The 21,546-nt window shown below is 68.8% G+C and carries 1 pseudogene; it reads right to left on the bottom strand.

Features of this window, described 5'->3' with window-relative positions:
- Nucleotides 1-644: 644 nt before the first annotated feature.
- A pseudogene (locus TPA0908_RS20260) lies at nt 645-21,539 on the bottom strand (type I polyketide synthase); the annotation flags it as partial.
- Nucleotides 21,540-21,546 lie beyond the last annotated feature (7 nt).

Here is a 21,546-nt window from a genome sequence, read left to right as displayed (position 1 = left end):
TCGCGCCGCTGTTGCCACCCCGCCTCCGAGGCGGAGTCGGTATCCGGGGCGTAAGCCGCTGGACGACCGGAAGGTGCTGGGTGGGGTGGTGTTCGTGCCGTACACCGCGGTTTCGTGGGAGCACCTGCCGCCGGAGGGGGTCCGCCTCGCGGTCACGCTGACCGGCGGTAACAGGCACGACTCCACCCACCGGTGGAGCAGGTTGGTGGTCCCCCACCCGAGTCGCGATTCGTGGGCTCAGCAAGGCTGAGCCCACGAGTTCGGGAAGGTCGCATCTACTTCGACCCCCGGTAGTCCACGAACGCTGGGCGCTCCTCGGGCGAGCGGGAGAGCCAGTCATTGACCGCCAGCGCACTCACCGAAGCGTACTCGTCGGTTATTTCTAGATGATTCCCTGGCACATCTGCCAACGTGACTGTGGTGGCGTAGTTCCAGGTGAACATCCAGTCGTCATTGTCTGCCGGTCCGCTGATCCGTTCGGATGCCCGGACCTGGAGCGTCGGTATCTCGATGTGCTCGGCGGGCCACCACGGGAAGGAGAGGTAATGGACCATCGCGAAGACCCAACTGTCGTCGCCGTCGTCGCCAGTCCGCCTGATTCTTTCAAAGATCTGCTTCTGCCACAGCGGCCCGTCCTCCGACACGGTTTGATGGGCCTCCTGCGAGGGTGCGTCGAGCAGAATGACGCCGGCCGGCGCCATGCCCATCCGGGCCAGCCCGGCAGCAACCCGGTGGGCGATCAGCCCACCGCTGGAGGTGCCGCCCAGTACGAATTCTTCGCCGTTCGCGTTGTCTCGGATGATTGTCTCGACGAACGCAAGCGTCATCGCCTCGATGTTCTCCGGCAGCTTCTCACCGGCATGGAAGCCTGGCGAGTGCAACACCGACACGTCGCGGGTGCCCTGGAAGGCCGATGCCAGCCGCGCATACGGGAAATTGACCGGGGCTACGTATGGGTTGAAGAGGTACAACTTGGGCCTGCCGTCGCCCGTGGCGACCCGGGTGGGGGGCCGGACCGCCTCGTCGGCCGTGTCCACACCGAACGTCTGGCGGAGCTTCGCCAATCGCCCGACCACGTCGGAGAACTCGTCGTGTCTGCCGTCGACCTCGGCCCGCATGTACATCTCCGCGAGGTTCGACACCCGCACAGGTCCCGGGCCGGCCGAATCGGCTCCGGCCCTGGGCTGGCTGCCGGCACTCACGGCGGAGGCCAGCTTGCTCAGCAGATGATCGGTCAAGGCGCCGGTGCTGGAATGGTCGAAGACCAGCGTGGCCGGCAGCGACAGTCCGGTCGCGGTGGCCAGCTGGTTACGTAGTTCCACCGCGGTCAACGAGTCGAAGCCGAGGTCTCGGAACGCGCTGTCCGGGTCGATCGTCGATGGGTCGGGATGGCCGAGCACGGCGGCGGTCTGTGTCCGTACCAGTTCCAGGACTGTCCGCTGGCGTTCCTCGACGCCCATAGCCGTCAGCCTGGTGGTCAGGTCCACCGGCGTGTCGGCGGTGGACGCGGCCCGGCGGGTCGAACCGCCGGCCAACGCCTGCCACAACGGCGGCAGACCACCGGCGCCGGCGCGACGCAGCACGGCAAGGTCCACCCGCATCGGCACCAGTTGCGGCCGGTCGGTACGTACTGCCGCGTCGAACAGTGCCAGGCCCTGCTCGGAGGAGAGGGGAAGGATGCCGCTGCGTCGCATCCGGTCCAGGTCCACCTCGTCGAGATGCCCGGTCATCGCCGACTGCTGGGCCCACAGCCCCCACGCCAACGACTGCCCGACCAGACCCGCGGCCTGCCGCCGCAGCGCCAAGGCATCCAGGACCGCGTTCGCCGCGGCATAGTTACCCTGCCCCGGTGACCCGAGCGTGGCCGCCGCCGACGAATACACCACGAACAAACCCAGATCCGCATCCCGGGTCAACTCATGCAACCACCACGCCGCATCCGCCTTCGCCCGCAACACCGTCTCCAACCGCCGCGGCGTCAACGCCTCGACCACCCCGTCGTCGAGGACTCCGGCGGTGTGCACCACCCCGACCACCGGATGCTCGACCGGCACCCCAGCCAACACCCCAGCCAGCGCATCCCGGTCAGCGACATCACACGCCACCACCCGCACCCGCGCACCCAACCCGGTCAGCTCACCGACCAGCTCCGCCGCGCCCGCCGCGGCCGGGCCACGCCGGGACAGCAACAACAGGTGCCTGACTCCGTGCGTGGTGACCAGATGCCGGGCCACCAACCCACCCAACACCCCGGTTCCACCAGTGACCACCACCGTGCCACCCGCATCCAACCCCGCCGACAACCCGTCAGAGCTGGACAGGGACAGCCGGCCAGTGCCAACGGCTCGGGTCAACCGCCGGGCATACAGGCCACCAGCGCGTACCGCGATCTCCGGCTCGCCGCTGTCGAGCACCGCCGTCAGGATCCTGCCCAGTTCGCTGCCGTGGTCGGTGTGATCGTCGAGGTCGAGCAGGATGAACCGGTGGGGGTGTTCGGACTGCGCGGAGCGGACCAGGCCCCACACCGCAGCCGCAGCAAGGTCACTGCCATCGGTAGCGCCACGAGTGAGCACCACCAACCGGGAACCCTCCGTGCCCGGATCGGCCAACCAGTCCTGGACCCAACCCAACACCAACGCGCTCGCCGCATGCGTAGCCTCGACAACACCCACCGCATCGCCCGCAGCCGGTAGCTCGGCCACCACGACCGGGGGCAGCTCACCATCAACCTGCCCATGCCATCCCCAGACCGGCTCGGCAGCCACCGGTTCCGCGTCCGGCAGCGGCACCCACTCCACGGCGAACAGTGACTGCGCCGCATCCGGTACCCCGGCGCCCAACTGGTCGGCGGTCACCGGCCGCAACACCAACGATTCCACGGTCAGCACCGGCTGGTCGGCGGTGTCGAACACCGCCACCGCGATAGCCCCGTCGTCGGCCGGTGTCAGCCGGACCCGCAGCGTGATCGCCCCAGTCGCGTGCAGCCGCACCCCGTTCCACGCGAACGGCAACACCGCCCCGCCATCGTCGCCGCCGAGCAGTCCGGTCAACCCGATCGCGTGCAACGCCGCGTCCAACACCGCCGGATGCAACCCGAACCCATCCGCTGCGGCCTGCTCGGGCAGTGTCACCTCGGCATACACATCCCGCTCGGAACGCCACACCGCCCGCAGACCTTGGAACACCGGCCCGTACACGTACCCGCCACCAGCCAACCGTTCATACAGACCATCAACAGCCACCGGCCGCGCGTCGGCCGGCGGCCACTGCCCCAACCCGGACGGCACCCGGCCAGCCTCCGGGCTCAACACACCCGTGGCATGCCGAGTCCACGAACCCTCCGCGCCTTCTGGTCGGGAGTACACGTTGACCGGCCGTCGACCATCCTGGCCGGGATCACCGACCCACACCTGCACCTGCACCCCACCCTGCTCCGGCAGCAGCAACGGGGTCTGCAGCGTCAACTCCTCCACGGAGGCACAACCGACCTGGTCACCGGCGTACATCACCAACTCCACATACGCCGTGCCCGCCAACAACACCGAACCCAACACCGCATGATCGGCCAACCACGGCTGCGCCGACAACGACAACCGGCCGGTCAACACCACCCCGTCCCCATCAGCCAACGACACCGCCGCACGTAGCAACGGATGATCAGCCGAACCCTGCCCCAAGACCCGAGCGTCCCCCACACCGGCCACCGCCGACTGTGGCCAGAACCGCTGATGCTGGAACGGGTAGGTCGGCAGTTCCACAGCCCGCCGACCGGCGGTCGTGTCGAGTAGTGTCGGCCAGTTCACGGTCCCGCCGTGTACGTGGACACCAGCGACCGCGGTCAGCAGTGTCTCCGGCTCGTCCCGCTCAGCTCGCAGCGCGGGCAGCCACACCCCTGCATCGGGGGTGTCGGCCATCGAGGTCAGCGTGCCGTCCGGTCCCAGTTCGAGGAAGACACCCACGCCTTGCTCGCGTAGCGCGTTCACCGCGCCGTGGTACCGCACCGTCTGGCGGACATGCGCCAGCCAATATCCCGGCTCGGTCACGTCCGCACCCGGGGTGCCCGACACCACCGGGATGGTCGGCTCCCGCCACACCACCCCGTCCAACACCTGGGCGAACTCGGCCAGCATCGGCTCCACCAACGGCGAATGGAACGCGTGACTGACCCGCAACCGCCGCGCCCTACCACCGGCGTCTCGCCACTGCCGCGCCAAGTCCAACACCACATCCCGGTCACCGGAAATCACCGTCGAGCGAGGGCCGTTGACCGCCGCCACCCCTACCAGATCGGTGTGCCCCGCGATCAGCGCGTGGGCTTCGGCGTCACTGGCGGTCAACGCCACCATGGCGCCACCAGCAGGAAGCGCCTGCATCAGACGGCCCCGCGCGGCCACCACCGCCACCGCATCAGCCAGATCCCACACCCCCGCCACATGAGCCGCACTCAACTCACCAATCGAATGCCCCGCCACACACTGCGGAACCACCCCCCACGAACCAACCAGCCGGTACAACGCCACCTGCACCGCGAACAACCCCGCCTGGGCATACACCGTCTGATCCAACAGCTGCGCCTCGCCCGCAACCACCTCCCGCAACGACCGCTCCAAATGCTGGTCGAAGAACGCGCAGACCTCATCGAACGCCTCAGCGAACACCGGATACGCCTCATACAGACCCAGACCCATCCCAACCCGCTGGCTACCCTGCCCCGAAAACACCACCGCCAACCGACCGGACCCCGCAACCCCGCTCACCACCCCCGACGCCTGACCACCCCCGGCCAGTGTGTGTAGCCCGTCCATCAACGCTGGCCGCTGCTGACCGAGGACCACCGCCCGATGTGCGAACACCGATCGAGCCGCCAACCCGCGCCCCACCACGGCCGGCTCTACCTCGGGCCGGTCGGCCACGAACCGGGCCAGCCGCTGCGCCTGCGCCCGCAGCGCCACCTCAGACTTGGCCGACAACAACCACGGCACCACCCCGCCGCCCGGGACCGGGGCCGGCTCATGACCCAACGCCGGGTCCGGTGCCGGTTCAGCCTCCTCCAGGATGAGGTGGGCGTTGGTGCCGCTGATCCCGAACGAGGACACCCCGGCCCGTCGTGGCCGGCCGCCGTCCGGCCATGGTGTGGCCTCGGTGAGTAGCTGCACCGATCCGGTCGACCAGTCGACGTGTGTGGACGGCTCGTCCACGTGCAGTGTCTTGGGCATCAAGCCGTGCCGCATGGCGAGGACCATCTTGATGATTCCGGCGACGCCGGCGGCTGCCTGGGTGTGGCCGATGTTCGACTTCACCGACCCCAGGCGCAACGGCTGCCCCGCCGGCCGGTCTTGGCCGTAGGCGGCGATCAGCGCCTGCGCCTCGATCGGGTCACCCAGGGTGGTGCCCGTGCCGTGCGCCTCCACCACATCCACCTCGCCCGGCGACAACCGCGCGTTCGCCAACGCCTGACGGATCACCCTCTGCTGCGACGGCCCGTTCGGCGCACTCAACCCGTTGGAGGCGCCGTCCTGGTTGACCGCGCTGCCCCGCAGCACCGCCAACACCTGATGCCCCCGCCTGCGGGCATCCGACAACCGCTCCAACACCACAATTCCGATGCCTTCACCCCAGCCCGTGCCGTCGGCCGCGTCCGCGAACGATTTGCACCGCCCATCAGCGGCCAACCCACCCTGCCGGGAGAACTCCACGAACGCTCCCGGCGTGGCCATCACCGTCACGCCACCGGCCAGGGCCATGGAACACTCACCCGACCGCAACGCCTGCGCCGCCAAATGCACCGCGACCAGGGACGACGAACACGCCGTATCCACCGACACCGCCGGGCCCTCCAAGCCCAGGGTGTACGCCACCCGCCCCGACGCCACACTTCCGCTGGTCCCGGTGCCATATCCCTCGGTCTCGGCCGGGCTCGCCGCCAACTGCATGGCGTAGTCGTGGTACATGAGGCCGACATACACGCCGGTGTCCGACCCACGCAGCCCGGACGGGTCGATCCCCGCCCGCTCCAACGCCTCCCAGGAAACCTCCAACAACAACCGCTGCTGCGGATCCATCGCCACAGCCTCCCGCGGACTGATCCCGAAGAACCCCGCGTCGAACAACGCCGCGTCAGTCAGGAACCCACCCTCCCGGGCATAACTGGTCTCCGACCCCGCCGGATCCGGGTCATCTGACGACCCGACATCCCAACCCCGATCCACGGGAAAATCACCCACCGCGTCAACACCCTCGACCAGCAACCGCCAGAACTCCTCCGGGTCACCCACCCCACCCGGATACCGACACCCCATCCCCACAATCGCCACCGGCTCATCAACACCCGCACCCACCGCCACCGGCGTAAGAACATCGGACTGCTCACCAAGCAGTTCCGTCAACACGAACCCGGCCAACACCACCGGTGTCGGATAGTCGAAGACCAGCGTGGCCGGCAACGACAACCCAGTCGCGGCAGCCAACCGGTTACGCAACTCCACCGCAGTCAACGAGTCGAAACCGAGCTCACGGAACGCCCGATCAGGTGCGACTGCCTGAGCGCTGTCGTGACCAAGGGCTGTGGCCGCGTGGGTACGCACCAGTTCCAGGACTGTCCGCTGGCGTTCCTCGACGCCCATAGCGGCCAGCCTGGTGGTCAGGTCCACCGGCGTGTCGGCGGTGGACGCGGCCCGGCGGGTCGAACCGCCGGCCAACGCCTGCCACAACGGCGGCAGACCACCGGCGCCGGCGCGACGCAGCACGGCAAGGTCCACCCGCATCGGCACGAGCTGCGGCTGGTGGGTACGTACTGCCGCGTCGAACAACGCCAGGCCCTGCTCGGAGGAGAGGGGAAGGATGCCGGCGCGTCGCATCCGGTCCAGGTCCGCCTCGTCGAGATGCCCGGTCATCGCCGACTGCTGGGCCCACAGCCCCCACGCCAACGACTGCCCGACCAGACCCGCGGCCTGCCGCCGCAGCGCCAAGGCATCCAGGACCGCGTTCGCCGCGGCATAGTTACCCTGCCCCGGTGACCCGAGCGTGGCCGCCGCCGACGAATACACCACGAACAAACCCAGATCCGCATCCCGGGTCAACTCATGCAACCACCACGCCGCATCCGCCTTCGCCCGCAACACCGTCTCCAACCGCCGCGGCGTCAACGCCTCGACCACCCCGTCGTCGAGGACTCCGGCGGTGTGCACCACCCCGACCACCGGATGCTCGACCGGCACCCCAGCCAACACCCCAGCCAGCGCATCCCGGTCAGCGACATCACACGCCACCACCCGCACCCGCGCACCCAACCCGGTCAGCTCACCGACCAACTCCGCCGCCCCCGCCGCGGCCAGGCCCTGCCGCGACAACAACAACAGATGCCCAACCCCATGCGCGGCGACCAGATGCCGGGCCACCAACCCACCCAACACCCCCGTCCCACCAGTGACCACCACCGTGCCACCCGCATCCAACCCCGCCGACAACCCGTCAGAACCGGACAGCGACAAACGACCAGTACCGGCCCGGACCAACCGCCGCACATACAACCCACCAGCGCGTACCGCGATCTCCGACTCGCCGCTGTCGAGCACCGCCGTCAGGAGCCTGCCCAAGTCGCTGCCGGGGTCGGTGTCATCGTCGAGGTCCAGCAGGATGAACCGATTGGGGTGCTCGGACTGCGCGGAGCGGACCAGACCCCACACCGCAGCCGCAGCAAGGTCACTGCCATCAGTGGCGCCACGAGTGACCACCACCAACCGGGAACCCTCCATGCCCGGATCAGCCAACCAGTCCTGGACCCAACCCAACACCAACGCGCTCGCCGCGTGCGTAGCCTCGACAACACCCACCGCATCGTCTGGAGTTGGTAGCTCGGCCACCACGACCGGGGGCAGCTCGCCATCAAGCCCGCCTGGCGAGTGGGGCACCAGCAGAGGTTGCGGGTGCTGCCCGTGCCATGCCCAGACCAGTTCGCCAATCACCGACGCGGTGTCGGGTTCTGCGTCCGGTAGCGGTACCCATTCCACCGTGAACAGTGACTGCGCCGCGTCCGGTACGCCGGCGCCCAACTGGTCGGTGGTCACTGGTCGCAGCGCCAGCGAGGTCGCGGTCAACACCGGCTGGCCGGTGGTGTCGAACACCGCCACCGCAACAGCCCCATCGTCGGCTGGTGTCAGCCGGACCCGCAGCGTGGTCGCTCCGGTCGCGTGCAGCCGCACCCCGTTCCACGCGAACGGCAACACCGCCCCGCCATCGTCGCCGCCGAGCAGTCCGGTCAACCCGATCGGATGCAACGCCGCGTCCAACACCGCCGGATGCAACCCGAACCCGCCGGTCTCGACGTGCTCGGGCAGGGTCACCTCGGCATACACATCCCGGTCGGAACGCCACACCGCCCGCAGACCTTGGAACACCGGCCCGTACACGTACCCGCCACCAGCCAACCGTTCATACAGACCATCAACAGCCACCGGCCGCGCGTCGGCCGGCGGCCACTGCCCCAACCCGGACGGCACCCGGCCGGCTTGCGGGCTCAGCACACCCGTGGCATGCCGAGTCCACGAACCCTCCGCGCCTTCTGGTCGGGAGTACACGTTGACCGGCCGTCGACCATCCTGGCCGGGATCACCGACCCACACCTGCACCTGCACTGCGCCCTGCTCGGGCAGCACCAACGGGCTCTGGAGCGTCAACTCCTCGACCAGGGCACAGCCCACCTGGTCGCCGGCGTACATCACCAACTCCACATACGCCGTGCCCGCCAACAACACCGAACCCAACACCGCATGATCGGCCAACCACGGCTGCGCCGACAACGACAACCGGCCGGTCAACACCACCCCGTCCCCATCAGCCAACGACACCGCCGCACGCAACAACGGATGACCAACCGAACCCAGCCCCAACACCCGAACATCCCCCACACCAGCCGCCACCGTCTCTGGCCAGAACCGCTGATGCTGGAACGGGTAGGTCGGCAGGGCAACCGGCCGGGTCGGGCCGGTATTCGTGTCGAGCAGTGTCGGCCAGTTCACGGTCCCGCCGTGTACGTGGACACCGGCGACCGCGGTCAGTAGTGTCTCCGGCTCGTCCCGCTCAGCTCGCAGCGCGGGCAGCCACACGCCTGCATCGGGGTCGGCCATCGAGGTCAGCGTGCCGTCCGGTCCCAGCTCGAGGAAGACATCCACGTCTCGCTCGCGCAGCGCGTTCACCGCGTCGTCGTAGCGCACCGTCTGGCGGACATGCGCCAGCCAATATCCCGGCTCGGTCACGTCCGCACCCGGCGTGCCCGACACCACCGGAATGGTCGGCTCCCGCCACACCACCCCGCCCAACACGTCGGCGAACTCGGCCAACATCGGCTCCATCAACGGCGAATGGAACGCGTGACTGACCCGCAACCGCCGCGCCTTACCACCGGCGTCTCGCCACCGCTGCGCCAAATCCAACACCACGTCCCGGTCACCGGAAATCACCGTCGAACGAGGACCGTTGACCGCCGCCACCCCCACCAGATCGGTGTGCCCCGCGATCAGGTCGTGGGCTTCGGCGTCGCTGGCGGTCAACGCCACCATGGCCCCACCAGCAGGAAGCGCCTGCATCAGACGACCCCGCGCAGCCACCACCGCCACCGCATCAGCCAAATCCCACACCCCCGCCACATGAGCCGCACTCAACTCACCAATCGAATGCCCCGCCACACACTGCGGCACCACCCCCCACGAACCAACCAACCGGAACAACGCCACCTGCACCGCGAACAACCCCGCCTGCGCATACACCGTCTGATCCAACAACCGCGCCTCGCCCGCAACCACCTCCCGCAACGACCGCTCCAAATGCTGGTCGAAGAACGCGCAGACCTCATCGAACACCTCAGCGAACACCGGATACGCCTCATACAAGCCCAGACCCATCCCGAGGCGCTGGCTACCCTGCCCGGAAAACACCACCGCCAACCGACCGGCCCCAGCGATCCCGGCAACCACCCCCGGCGCCTCGACACCCGAGGCCAGCGCCTGTAGCCCGTCCATGAACGCCGACCGGTGCTGGCCGAGCACCACACCCCGATGCGCGAACCCGGTCGCCCGGCCGTCCACCAACGCCCGCCCCACCACCACCGGATCCACCTCAGGCCGGTCGACCACAAACCCCGCGAACCGCTGCGCCTGCGCCCGCAACGCCACCTCAGACTTGGCCGACAACAACCACGGCACCACCCCACCCGGCAGCGCCGGCGACTCCTCGCCCGAGGCCGCCGGGTCAGCCAGTGTGTCCCGCGGCGGCTCAAACGGTTCGGCCTCCTGCCGGATCTCGAGCGGTTCGGTCTCCTCCAAGATGAGGTGGGCGTTGGTGCCGCTGATCCCGAACGACGACACCCCGGCCCGCCGCGGCCGCCCGTTGACCGGCCACGGCGTGGCCTCGGTCAGCAGCTGCACCGAGCCAGCCGACCAATCCACATGTGTCGACGGGGCGTCCACGTGCAGCGTCTTGGGCATCAAGCCGTGCCGCATCGCCAGGACCATCTTGATGATCCCGGCGACGCCCGCGGCCGCTTGGGTGTGGCCGATGTTCGACTTCACCGACCCCAACCGCAACGGCTGCCCCGCCGGCCGGTCCTGACCGTACGCGGCGATCAGCGCCTGCGCCTCGATCGGGTCACCCAGCGTGGTGCCCGTGCCGTGCGCCTCCACCACATCCACCTCGCCCGGCGACAACCGCGCGTTCGCCAAAGCCTGACGGATCACCCGCTGCTGCGACGGCCCGTTCGGCGCACTCAACCCGTTGGAGGCGCCGTCCTGGTTGACCGCGCTGCCTCGCAGCACCGCCAACACCTGATGCCCCCGCCTGCGGGCATCCGACAACCGCTCCAACACCACAATTCCGACGCCCTCACCCCAACCCGTGCCGTCGGCGGCGTCCGCGAACGGTTTGCACCGCCCATCGGCAGCCAACCCACCCTGCCGGGAGAACTCCACGAACGCGCCCGGGGTAGCCATCACCGTCACGCCGCCGGCCAGGGCCATGGAACACTCACCCGACCGCAACGCCTGCGCCGCCAGATGCACCGCCACCAGGGACGACGAACACGCCGTGTCCACCGAGACCGCCGGGCCCTCCAAGCCCAGGGTGTACGCCACCCGCCCCGACATGACACTCGCCGCGTTACCCGTCAGCAGATGCCCCTCACTACCGGTCTGCGCGTCACCGATCACCGAGACGTAGTCCTGCCCGGTGGTACCCACATACACACCGGTGTCCGACCCACGCAGCCCCGACGGGTCGATCCCCGCCCGCTCCAACGCCTCCCAGGAAACCTCCAACAACAAACGCTGCTGCGGATCCATCGCCACAGCCTCCCGCGGACTGATCCCGAAAAACCCCGCATCGAACAACGCCACGTCAGTCAGGAACCCACCCTCCCGGGCATAACTGGTCCCCGACCGCTGCCGATCGGGGTCGTACAGCGCCGTCAGATCCCAACCCCGATCCACGGGGAACCCATCCACCGCGTCGACACCCTCAACCAGCAACCGCCAAAACCCGTCCGGGTCACCCACCCCACCCGGATACCGACACCCCATCCCCACAATCGCCACCGGCTCATCAACACCCACACCCACCGCCACCGGCGTAAGGACATCGGACTGCTCACCAAGCAGTTCCGTCACCACATACCCGGCCAACACCACCGGTGTCGGGTGGTCGAAGACCAGCGTGGCTGGTAGCGGCAGTCCGGTGGCGGCGGCCAGTCGGTTGCGTAGTTCTACCGCGGTGAGTGAGTCGAAGCCGAGTTCGCGGAATGCCCGGTCGGGTGGGATCGCCTGGGCGCTGTCGTGGCCGAGGGCGGTGGCCGCGTGGGCGCGTACCAGTTCAAGGATCTTCTGCTGGCGTTGCGGGCCGGTCAACGCGCGTAGCTCGGCGGCCAGTGTCGAATCGTCGAGTGACCCGGGTTCGACGTCGGCGACGACGGCTTGCGCCTCGGGCAGTCTGGCTAGTAGCGCACTCGGGCGTGCGGAGGTGAACGCTCGGGTGAACTGGGCCCAGTCCACGTCAGCGACGGCGAGGAAGCCTTCACCCTGACCGACCGCCTCGGCCAGGGCCTGCACCGCCCGCTGCGGATCCATGGCCCGCACCCCACGCCGCTGCAACTGCCCGGTGTCGGCCTGCCCGGCCATTCCCTCGCCGGCCCACAAACCCCACGCCACACTGGTCACCGACCGCCCCGCAGCACGCTGCTGAACGGCGTACGCGTCCAGGAACGCGTTCGCAGCCGCGTACACCCCCTGCCCACCACCACCCCACACACCGGCGTTCGAGGAAAACAACACCATCGCGTCCAACCGGTGCTCAGACCCCTCGACCAACAACTCATGCAGATTACGAGTACCCGCGACCTTCGCCGCCAAGATCTGCTCCGCCACCCCCGGGTCGGTGTCGTCAATGGGCGCGAGCTGACCCACCCCCGCCGCATGCACCACCGCATCAACCGGCCCTACCTCGGACAGGACCGCGGCCAACCCATCACGATCTGCCACATCACAACCCCGCACACTCACCCGGACCCGGCCATCAGCGCTCAGCTCACCGACCAACTCGGCCACACCCGCCCCGTCCACGCCCCGACGAGACACCAACACCACATGTTCCGCACCACGCCCGGCCACCCAACGGGCCACATGCGCACCCAAACCACCAGTACCACCAGTGATCAACACCGTGCCCCGAGGCTGCCACACCCGCGGCGACTCCTCCACCCGGGCACGCACCAACCTGCGCCCATACACACCACTCGCGCGCACCGCGACCTGATCCTGCCCGTCCCACCCGGCCAGCACGCCGGCACAACGACGCGCCACCGCAGCCGCGTCCCGCGACGCCTCAGGCCACGACAGGGGCAGATCCACCAGACCACCCCACAGACGCGGATACTCCAACGCCGCGACCACACCCAAACCCCACGCCAAAGCCTGCACCGGATCAGCAGGAACATCGAACCGACCAGTACCCACCGCGCCACGAGTGAGCACCCACACCCGCCCCGCGTCGCTACCCGTGTCGATGTCGTGCAGACCCTGCAGCAACGCCAACAACCCCTGCACCGGCGCCCCACCCGGCAGGAACACCACCCCACCCCACCCCGCCCCGTCCAGCCCGGCCACCACCGCCCGCAACGCCGCAGCCACCCCCACCCGAGTGCCGTCAACAGCTACCCGCACCACCCGCGCACCATGCCCAACCAGGACCTGCTCAACCAGCCCGACCCACCCCAACCCACCATCATCATCAGCCACCAGATCCGCGCCATACACCACAAGCCACGTACCATCCAGCACCGCCTCAGGACCACCGGTCAACGGCTCCCACACCACCCGATACCGCCACGCGTCAACCAACCGCCGATCCTCACGAGCCCGCTGCCACGCCACCAACCCCGGCAAAACCCCCGCCACACCCTGCTCATCCACCCCCAAAGCAGAAGCCAAAGCCCCCACATCACCCCGCTGCACCACCTCCCAAAACTCCGCATCAAACCCACCATCCCCACCCCCCACCGACACACCCCGCACCACCGGCCAGAACCGCTGACGCTCAAACGGATAAGTCGGCAACTCAGCCCTCAACGAGATGGTTCCGCCCATCGCCCTGCCCACGCCCTCGGCCGGGCCGGTACTCACGCCGAGCAGTGTCGGCCAGTTCACGGTCCCGCCGTGTACGTGGACACCGGCGACCGCGGTCAGCAGTGTCTCCGGCTCGTCCCGCTCAGCTCGCAGCGCGGGCAGCCACACGCCTGCATCGGGGTCGGCCATCGAGGTCAGCGTGCCGTCCGGTCCCAGCTCGAGGAAGACATCCACGCCTTGCTCGCGTAGCGCGTTCACCGCGTCGTGGTACCGCACCGTCTGGCGGACATGCGCCAGCCAGTATCCGGGTTCGGTCACGTCCGCACCCGGGGTGCCCGACACCACCGGGATGGTCGGCTCCCGCCACACCACCCCGCCCAACACGTCGGCGAACTCGGCCAACATCGGCTCCATCAACGGCGAATGAAACGCGTGACTGACCCGCAACCGCCGCGCCTTACCACCGGCGTCTCGCCACCGCTGCGCCAAATCCAACACCACATCCCGGTCACCGGAAATCACCGTCGAACGAGGACCGTTGACCGCCGCCACCCCCACCAGATCGGTGTGCCCCGCGATCAGGTCGTGGGCTTCGGCGTCGCTGGCGGTCAACGCCACCATGGCCCCACCAGCAGGAAGCGCCTGCATCAGACGACCCCGCGCAGCCACCACCGCCACCGCATCAGCCAAATCCCACACCCCCGCCACATGAGCCGCACTCAACTCACCAATCGAATGCCCCGCCACACACTCCGGCACCACCCCCCACGAACCGACCAACCGGAACAACGCCACCTGCACCGCGAACAACCCCGCCTGCGCATACACCGTCTGATCCAACAACCGCGCCTCGCCCGCAACCACCTCCCGCAACGACCGCTCCAAATGCTGGTCGAAGAACGCACAGACCTCATCGAACACCTCAGCGAACACCGGATACGCCTCATACAAACCCAGACCCATCCCAACCCGCTGGCTACCCTGCCCCGAAAACACCACCGCCAACCGACCAGACCCCGCAACCCCGCTCACCACCCCCGACGCCTGACCACCCCCGGCCAGCGCCTGCAACCCATCCACCAACACCGACCGATCCCGGCCGAGCACCACACCCCGATGCGCGAACCCAGTCGCCCGGCCGTCCACCAACGCCCGCCCCACCACCACCGGATCCACCTCAGGCCGGTCGACCACAAACCCCGCCAACCGCTGCGCCTGCGCCCGCAACGCCACCTCAGACTTGGCCGACAACAACCACGGCACCACCCCGCCGCCCGGGACCGGGGCCGGCTCATGACCCAACGCCGGGTCCGGTGCCGGTTCAGCCTCCTCCAGGATGAGGTGGGCGTTGGTACCACTGATCCCGAACGAGGACACCCCAGCCCGCCGTGGCCGCCCGTTGACCGGCCACGGCGTGGCCTCGGTCAGCAGACGCACCGAGCCAGCCGACCAATCCACATGCGACGACGGGGCGTCTACATGCAGCGTCTTGGGCATCAACCCGTGCCGCATCGCCAGGACCATCTTGATGATCCCGGCGACACCCGCGGCCGCCATGGTGTGGCCGATGTTCGACTTCACCGACCCCAGGCGAAGAGGCTGATCCGCCGGCCGGTCCTGACCGTACGCGGCGATCAGCGCCTGCGCCTCGATCGGGTCACCCAGCGTGGTGCCCGTGCCGTGCGCCTCCACCACATCCACCTCGCCCGGCGACAACCGCGCATTCGCCAAAGCCTGACGGATCACCCGCTGCTGCGACGGACCATTCGGCGCACTCAACCCATTCGACGCGCCATCCTGATTGACCGCGCTGCCCCGCACCACCGCCAACACCTGATGCCCCCGCCGGCGGGCATCGGACAGTCGTTCCAGCACCACAATTCCGACACCCTCACCCCAACCCGTGCCGTCGGCGGCGTCCGCGAACGGTTTGCACCGCCCATCGGCGGCCAACCCACCCTGCCGGGAAAACTCCACAAACGCCCCCGGGGTAGCCATCACTGTCACGCCGCCGGCCAGGGCCATGGAACACTCACCCGACCGCAACGCCTGCGCCGCCAAATGCACCGCCACCAACGACGACGAACACGCCGTATCCACCGACACCGCCGGGCCCTCCAGACCCAGGGTGTACGCCACCCGCCCCGACATGACACTCGCCGCGTTACCCGTCAGCAGGTGCCCCTCACTACCGGTCTGCGCGTCACCAATCACCGAGACGTAGTCCTGCCCGGTGGTACCCACATACACACCGGTATCCGACCCACGCAGCCCCGACGGATCGATCCCCGCCCGCTCCAACGCCTCCCAGGAAACCTCCAACAACAAACGCTGCTGCGGATCCATCGCCACAGCCTCCCGCGGACTGATCCCGAAAAACCCCGCATCGAACAACGCCACGTCAGTCAGGAACCCACCCTCCCGGGCATAACTGGTCCCCGACCGCTGCCGATCGGGGTCGTACAGCGCCGTCAGATCCCAACCCCGATCCACGGGGAACCCATCCACCGCGTCGACACCCTCAACCAGCAACCGCCAAAACCCGTCCGGGTCACCCACCCCACCCGGATACCGACACCCCATCCCCACGATCGCCACCGGCTCATCGACACCCGCACCCACCGCCACCGGCGTAAGGACATCGGTTTGCTCGCCGAGCAGTTCCGTCAACACGAACCCGGCCAACACCACCGGTGTCGGATAGTCGAAGACCAGCGTGGCCGGCAACGACAACCCAGTCGCGGCGGCCAACCGGTTACGCAACTCCACCGCGGTCAACGAGTCGAAACCGAGCTCGCGGAACGCGCTGCCCGGATCAACCGCCGCGGGGCCGGCATGGCCGAGCACAACCGCGGCCTGTGCCCGCACCAACTCCAGAACCGCCCGCTGGCGCCCCTCAACCCCCATAGCCGCCAACCTGGCGGCCAGGTCCACCGGCGCGTCAGCGGTGGACACGGCCCTGCGGGCGGAACCGCCGGCCAACGTCCGCCACAACGGTGGCAAGCCACCGGCGGCGGCTCGACGCAGCACGGCAAGGTCCACCCGCATCGGCACCAGTTGCGGCCGGTCGGTACGTACTGCCGCGTCGAACAGTGCCAGGCCCTGCTCGGAGGAGAGGGGAAGGATGCCGCTGCGTCGCATCCGGTCCAGGTCCACCTCGTCGAGATGCCCGGTCATCGCCGACTGCTGGGCCCACAGCCCCCACGCCAACGACTGCCCGACCAGACCCGCGGCCTGCCGCCGCAGCGCCAAGGCATCCAGGACCGCGTTCGCCGCGGCATAGTTACCCTGCCCCGGTGACCCGAGCGTGGCCGCCGCCGACGAATACACCACGAACAAACCCAGATCCGCATCCCGGGTCAACTCATGCAACCACCACGCCGCATCAGCCTTCGCCCGCAACACCGTCTCCAACCGCCGCGGCGTCAACGCCTCGACCACCCCGTCGTCGAGGACTCCGGCGGTGTGCACCACCCCGACCACCGGATGCTCGACCGGCACCCCCGCCAACACCCCAGCCAGCGCATCCCGGTCAGCGACATCACACGCCACCACCCGCACCCGCGCACCCAACCCGGTCAGCTCACCGACCAGCTCCGCCGCGCCCGCCGCGGCCGGGCCACGCCGGGACAGCAACAACAGGTGCCTGACTCCGTGCGTGGTGACCAGATGCCGGGCCACCAACCCACCCAACACCCCGGTTCCACCAGTGACCACCACCGTGCCACCCGCATCCAACCCCGCCGACAACCCGTCAGAGCTGGACAGCGACAGACGGCCAGTACCGGCCCGGGTCAACCGCCGCACATACAGCCCACCAGCGCGTACCGCGATCTCCGGCTCGCCGCTGTCGAGCACCGCCGACAGGATTCTGCCCAGTTCGCTGCCGCGGTCGGTGTCATCGTCGAGGTCCAGCAGGACGAACCGATTGGGATGTTCAGACTGCGCGGAACGGACCAGACCCCACACCGCAGCCGCAGCCAAGTCACTACCATCGGTAGCGCCACGAGTGACCACCACCAACCGGCAACCCTCCATGCCCGGATCAGCCAACCAGTCCTGGACCCAACCCAACACCAACGCGCTCGCCGCATGCGTAGCCTCGACAACACCCACCGCATCGCCCGCAGCCGGTAGCTCGGCCACCACGACGGGGGGCAGCTCACCATCAACCTGCCCATGCCATGCCCAGACCGGTTCGGTAGCCGCCGGCGCGGTGTCGAGCTCCGCGTCCGGCAGCGGTACCCACTCCACCGCGAACAGTGACTGCGCCGCATCCGGTACGCCGGCGCCCAACTGGTCGGTGGTCACTGGTCGCAGCGCCAGCGAGGTCGCGGTCAACACCGGCTGGCCGGTGGTGTCGAACACCGCCACCGCGACAGCCCCATCGTCGGCCGGTGTCAGCCGGACCCGCAGCGTGGTCGCCCCGGTCGCGTGCAACCGCACCCCACTCCACGCGAACGGCAACACCGCCTCATCACCGAGAAGTCCGGTCAACCCGATCGGATGCAACGCCGCGTCCAACACCGCCGGATGCAACCCGAACCCGTCCGCTGCGGCCTGCTCGGGCAGTGTCACCTCGGCATACACATCCCGCTCGGAACGCCACACCGCCCGCAAACCTTGGAACACCGGCCCGTACACGTACCCGCCGTCAGCCAACCGCTCGTACACGCCGTCAACAGCCACCGGCCGCGCACCGGCCGGCGGCCACTGCCCCAACCCGGACGGCACCCGGCCAGCCTCCGGGCTCAACACACCCGTGGCATGCCGAGTCCACGAACCCTCCGCGCCTTCTGGTCGGGAGTACACGTTGACCGGCCGTCGACCGCCCTGGTCAGGGTCGCCGACCCACACCTGCACCTGCACCTGCACCCCACCCTGCTCCGGCAGCAGCAGCGGGGTCTGCAGCGTCAACTCCTTCACGGAGGCACAACCCACCTGGTCGCCGGCGTACATCACCAACTCCACATACGCCGTGCCCGCCAACAACACCGAACCCAACACCACGTAATCGGCCAACCACGGCTGCGCCGACAACGACAACCGGCCGGTCAACACCACCCCATCCCCATCAGCCAACGACACCGCCGCACGCAACAACGGATGATCAGCCGAACCCTGCCCCAACACCCGAGCATCGCCCACACCGGCGACCACAGTCTGCGGCCAGTACCGCTGATGCTGGAACGGGTAGGTAGGCAACTCAGCTCGCAGCGGGATGGTCCCGCCCATCGCCCTGCCCACACCCATGACCTCTGCCGGACCGGCGCTCGTGCCGAGTAGTGTCGGCCAGTTCACGGTCCCGCCGTGTACGTGGACACCGGCGACCGCGGTCAGTAGTGTCTCCGGCTCGTCGCGCTCAGCTCGCAGCGCGGGCAGCCACACGCCTGCATCGGGGTCGGCCATCGAGGTCAGCGTGCCGTCCGGTCCCAGCTCGAGGAAGACATCCACGTCTCGCTCGCGCAGCGCGTTCACCGCGTCGTCGTAGCGCACCGTCTGGCGGACATGCGCCAGCCAGTATCCGGGTTCGGTCACGTCCGCACCCGGGGTGCCCGAGACCACCGGGATGGTCGGCTCCCGCCACACCACCCCGCCCAACACGTCGGCGAACTCGGCCAACATCGGCTCCATCAACGGCGAATGGAACGCGTGACTGACCCGCAGCTGCCGCGCCTTACCACCGGCGTCTCGCCACCGCTGCGCCAAATCCAACACCACGTCCCGGTCACCGGAAATCACCGTCGAACGAGGACCGTTGACCGCCGCCACCCCCACCAGATCGGTGTGCCCCGCGATCAGGTCGTGGGCTTCGGCGTCGCTGGCGGTCAACGCCACCATGGCCCCACCAGCAGGAAGCGCCTGCATCAGACGACCCCGCGCAGCCACCACCGCCACCGCATCAGCCAGATCCCACACCCCCGCCACATGAGCCGCACTCAACTCACCAATCGAATGCCCCGCCACACACTCCGGCACCACCCCCCACGAACCAACCAACCGGAACAACGCCACCTGCACCGCGAACAACCCCGCCTGCGCATACACCGTCTGATCCAACAACCGCGCCTCGCCCGCAACCACCTCCCGCAACGACCGCTCCAAATGCTGGTCGAAGAACGCACAGACCTCATCGAACACCTCAGCGAACACCGGATACGCCTCATACAAACCCAGACCCATCCCAACCCGCTGGCTACCCTGCCCCGAAAACACCACCGCCAACCGACCAGACCCCGCAACCCCGCTCACCACCCCCGACGCCTGACCACCCCCGGCCAGCGCCTGCAACCCATCCACCAACACCGACCGATCCCGGCCGAGCACCACACCCCGATGCGCGAACCCAGTCGCCCGGCCGTCCACCAACGCCCGCCCCACCACCACCGGATCCACCTCAGGCCGGTCGACCACAAACCCCGCCAACCGCTGCGCCTGCACCCGCAACGCCACCTCAGACTTGGCCGACAACAACCACGGCACCACCCCACCCGGCAGCGCCGGCGACTCCTCGCCCGAGGCCGCCGGGTCAGCCGGTGCGACCTGCAGCGACTCGCTCGATTCGGCTTCTTCCAGGATGAGGTGGGCGTTGGTGCCGCTGAGTCCGAACGAGGACACCCCGGCCCGTCGTGGCCGCCCGTTGACCGGCCACGGCGTGGCCTCGGTCAGCAGTCGCACCGATCCGCCCGACCAGTCCACATGTGTGGACGGCTCGTCCACGTGCAGCGTCTTGGGCATCAACCCGTGTCGCATCGCGAGGACCATCTTGATGATCCCGGCGACACCCGCGGCCGCCTGGGTGTGGCCGATGTTCGACTTCACCGACCCCAACCGCAACGGCTGCCCCGCCGGCCGGTCCTGGCCGTACGCGGCGATCAGCGCCTGCGCCTCGATCGGATCACCCAACGTGGTGCCCGTGCCGTGCGCCTCCACCACATCCACCTCGCCCGGCGACAACCGCGCATTCGCCAAAGCCTGACGGATCACCCGCTGCTGCGACGGACCATTCGGCGCACTCAACCCATTCGACGCACCGTCCTGATTGACCGCGCTGCCCCGCACCACCGCCAACACCCGATGCCCCCGCCGACGAGCATCCGACAACCGCTCCAACACCACAATTCCGACACCCTCACCCCAACCCGTACCGTCAGCCGCATCCGCGAACGGCTTGCACCGCCCATCAGCAGCCAACCCACCCTGCCGGGAAAACTCCACAAACGCCCCCGGCTTGGCCATCACCGCTACGCCGCCGGCCAGGGCCATCGAACACTCACCCGACCGCAACGCCTGCGCCGCCAAATGCACCGCCACCAACGACGACGAACACGCCGTATCCACCGACACCGCCGGGCCCTCCAAGCCCAAGGTGTACGCCACCCGCCCCGACATGACACTCGCCACGTTGCCAGTCAGGAGATGCCCCTCGCTACCGGTCTGCGCGTCACCGATCACCGAGATGTAGTCCTGCCCGGCGGCACCGATGTACACACCGGTGTCCGAGCCGCGTAGCCCCGACGGGTCGATCCCGGCCCGCTCCAACGCCTCCCAGGAAACCTCCAACAACAACCGCTGCTGCGGATCCATCGCCACAGCCTCCCGCGGACTGATCCCGAAGAACCCCGCGTCGAACAACGCCGCACCAGCCAGGAAGCCACCCTCCCGGGCATAACTGGTCCCCGACCCCGCCGGATCCGGGTCATCTGACGACCCGACATCCCAACCCCGATCCGTGGGGAACCCACCCACCGCGTCAACGCCATCGACCAGCAGCTGCCAGAACTCCTCCGGGTCACCCACCCCACCCGGATACCGACACCCCATCCCCACGATCGCCACCGGCTCGACGCTGGCGGCCTCCAGAGCCTGTACCCGGCGGTTGGCCTGGCGCAGCTCGGCTACGGTCCGCTTGAGGTACTCGCGCAGCTTGTCGTCGTTGGTC

This window comes from Micromonospora sp. AKA38, from assembly GCF_027925725.1.
Classification (GTDB): domain Bacteria; phylum Actinomycetota; class Actinomycetes; order Mycobacteriales; family Micromonosporaceae; genus Micromonospora.
Note: the sequence above shows the minus strand (reverse complement) of the source record. Positions and strands in the feature narration are given on the sequence as shown.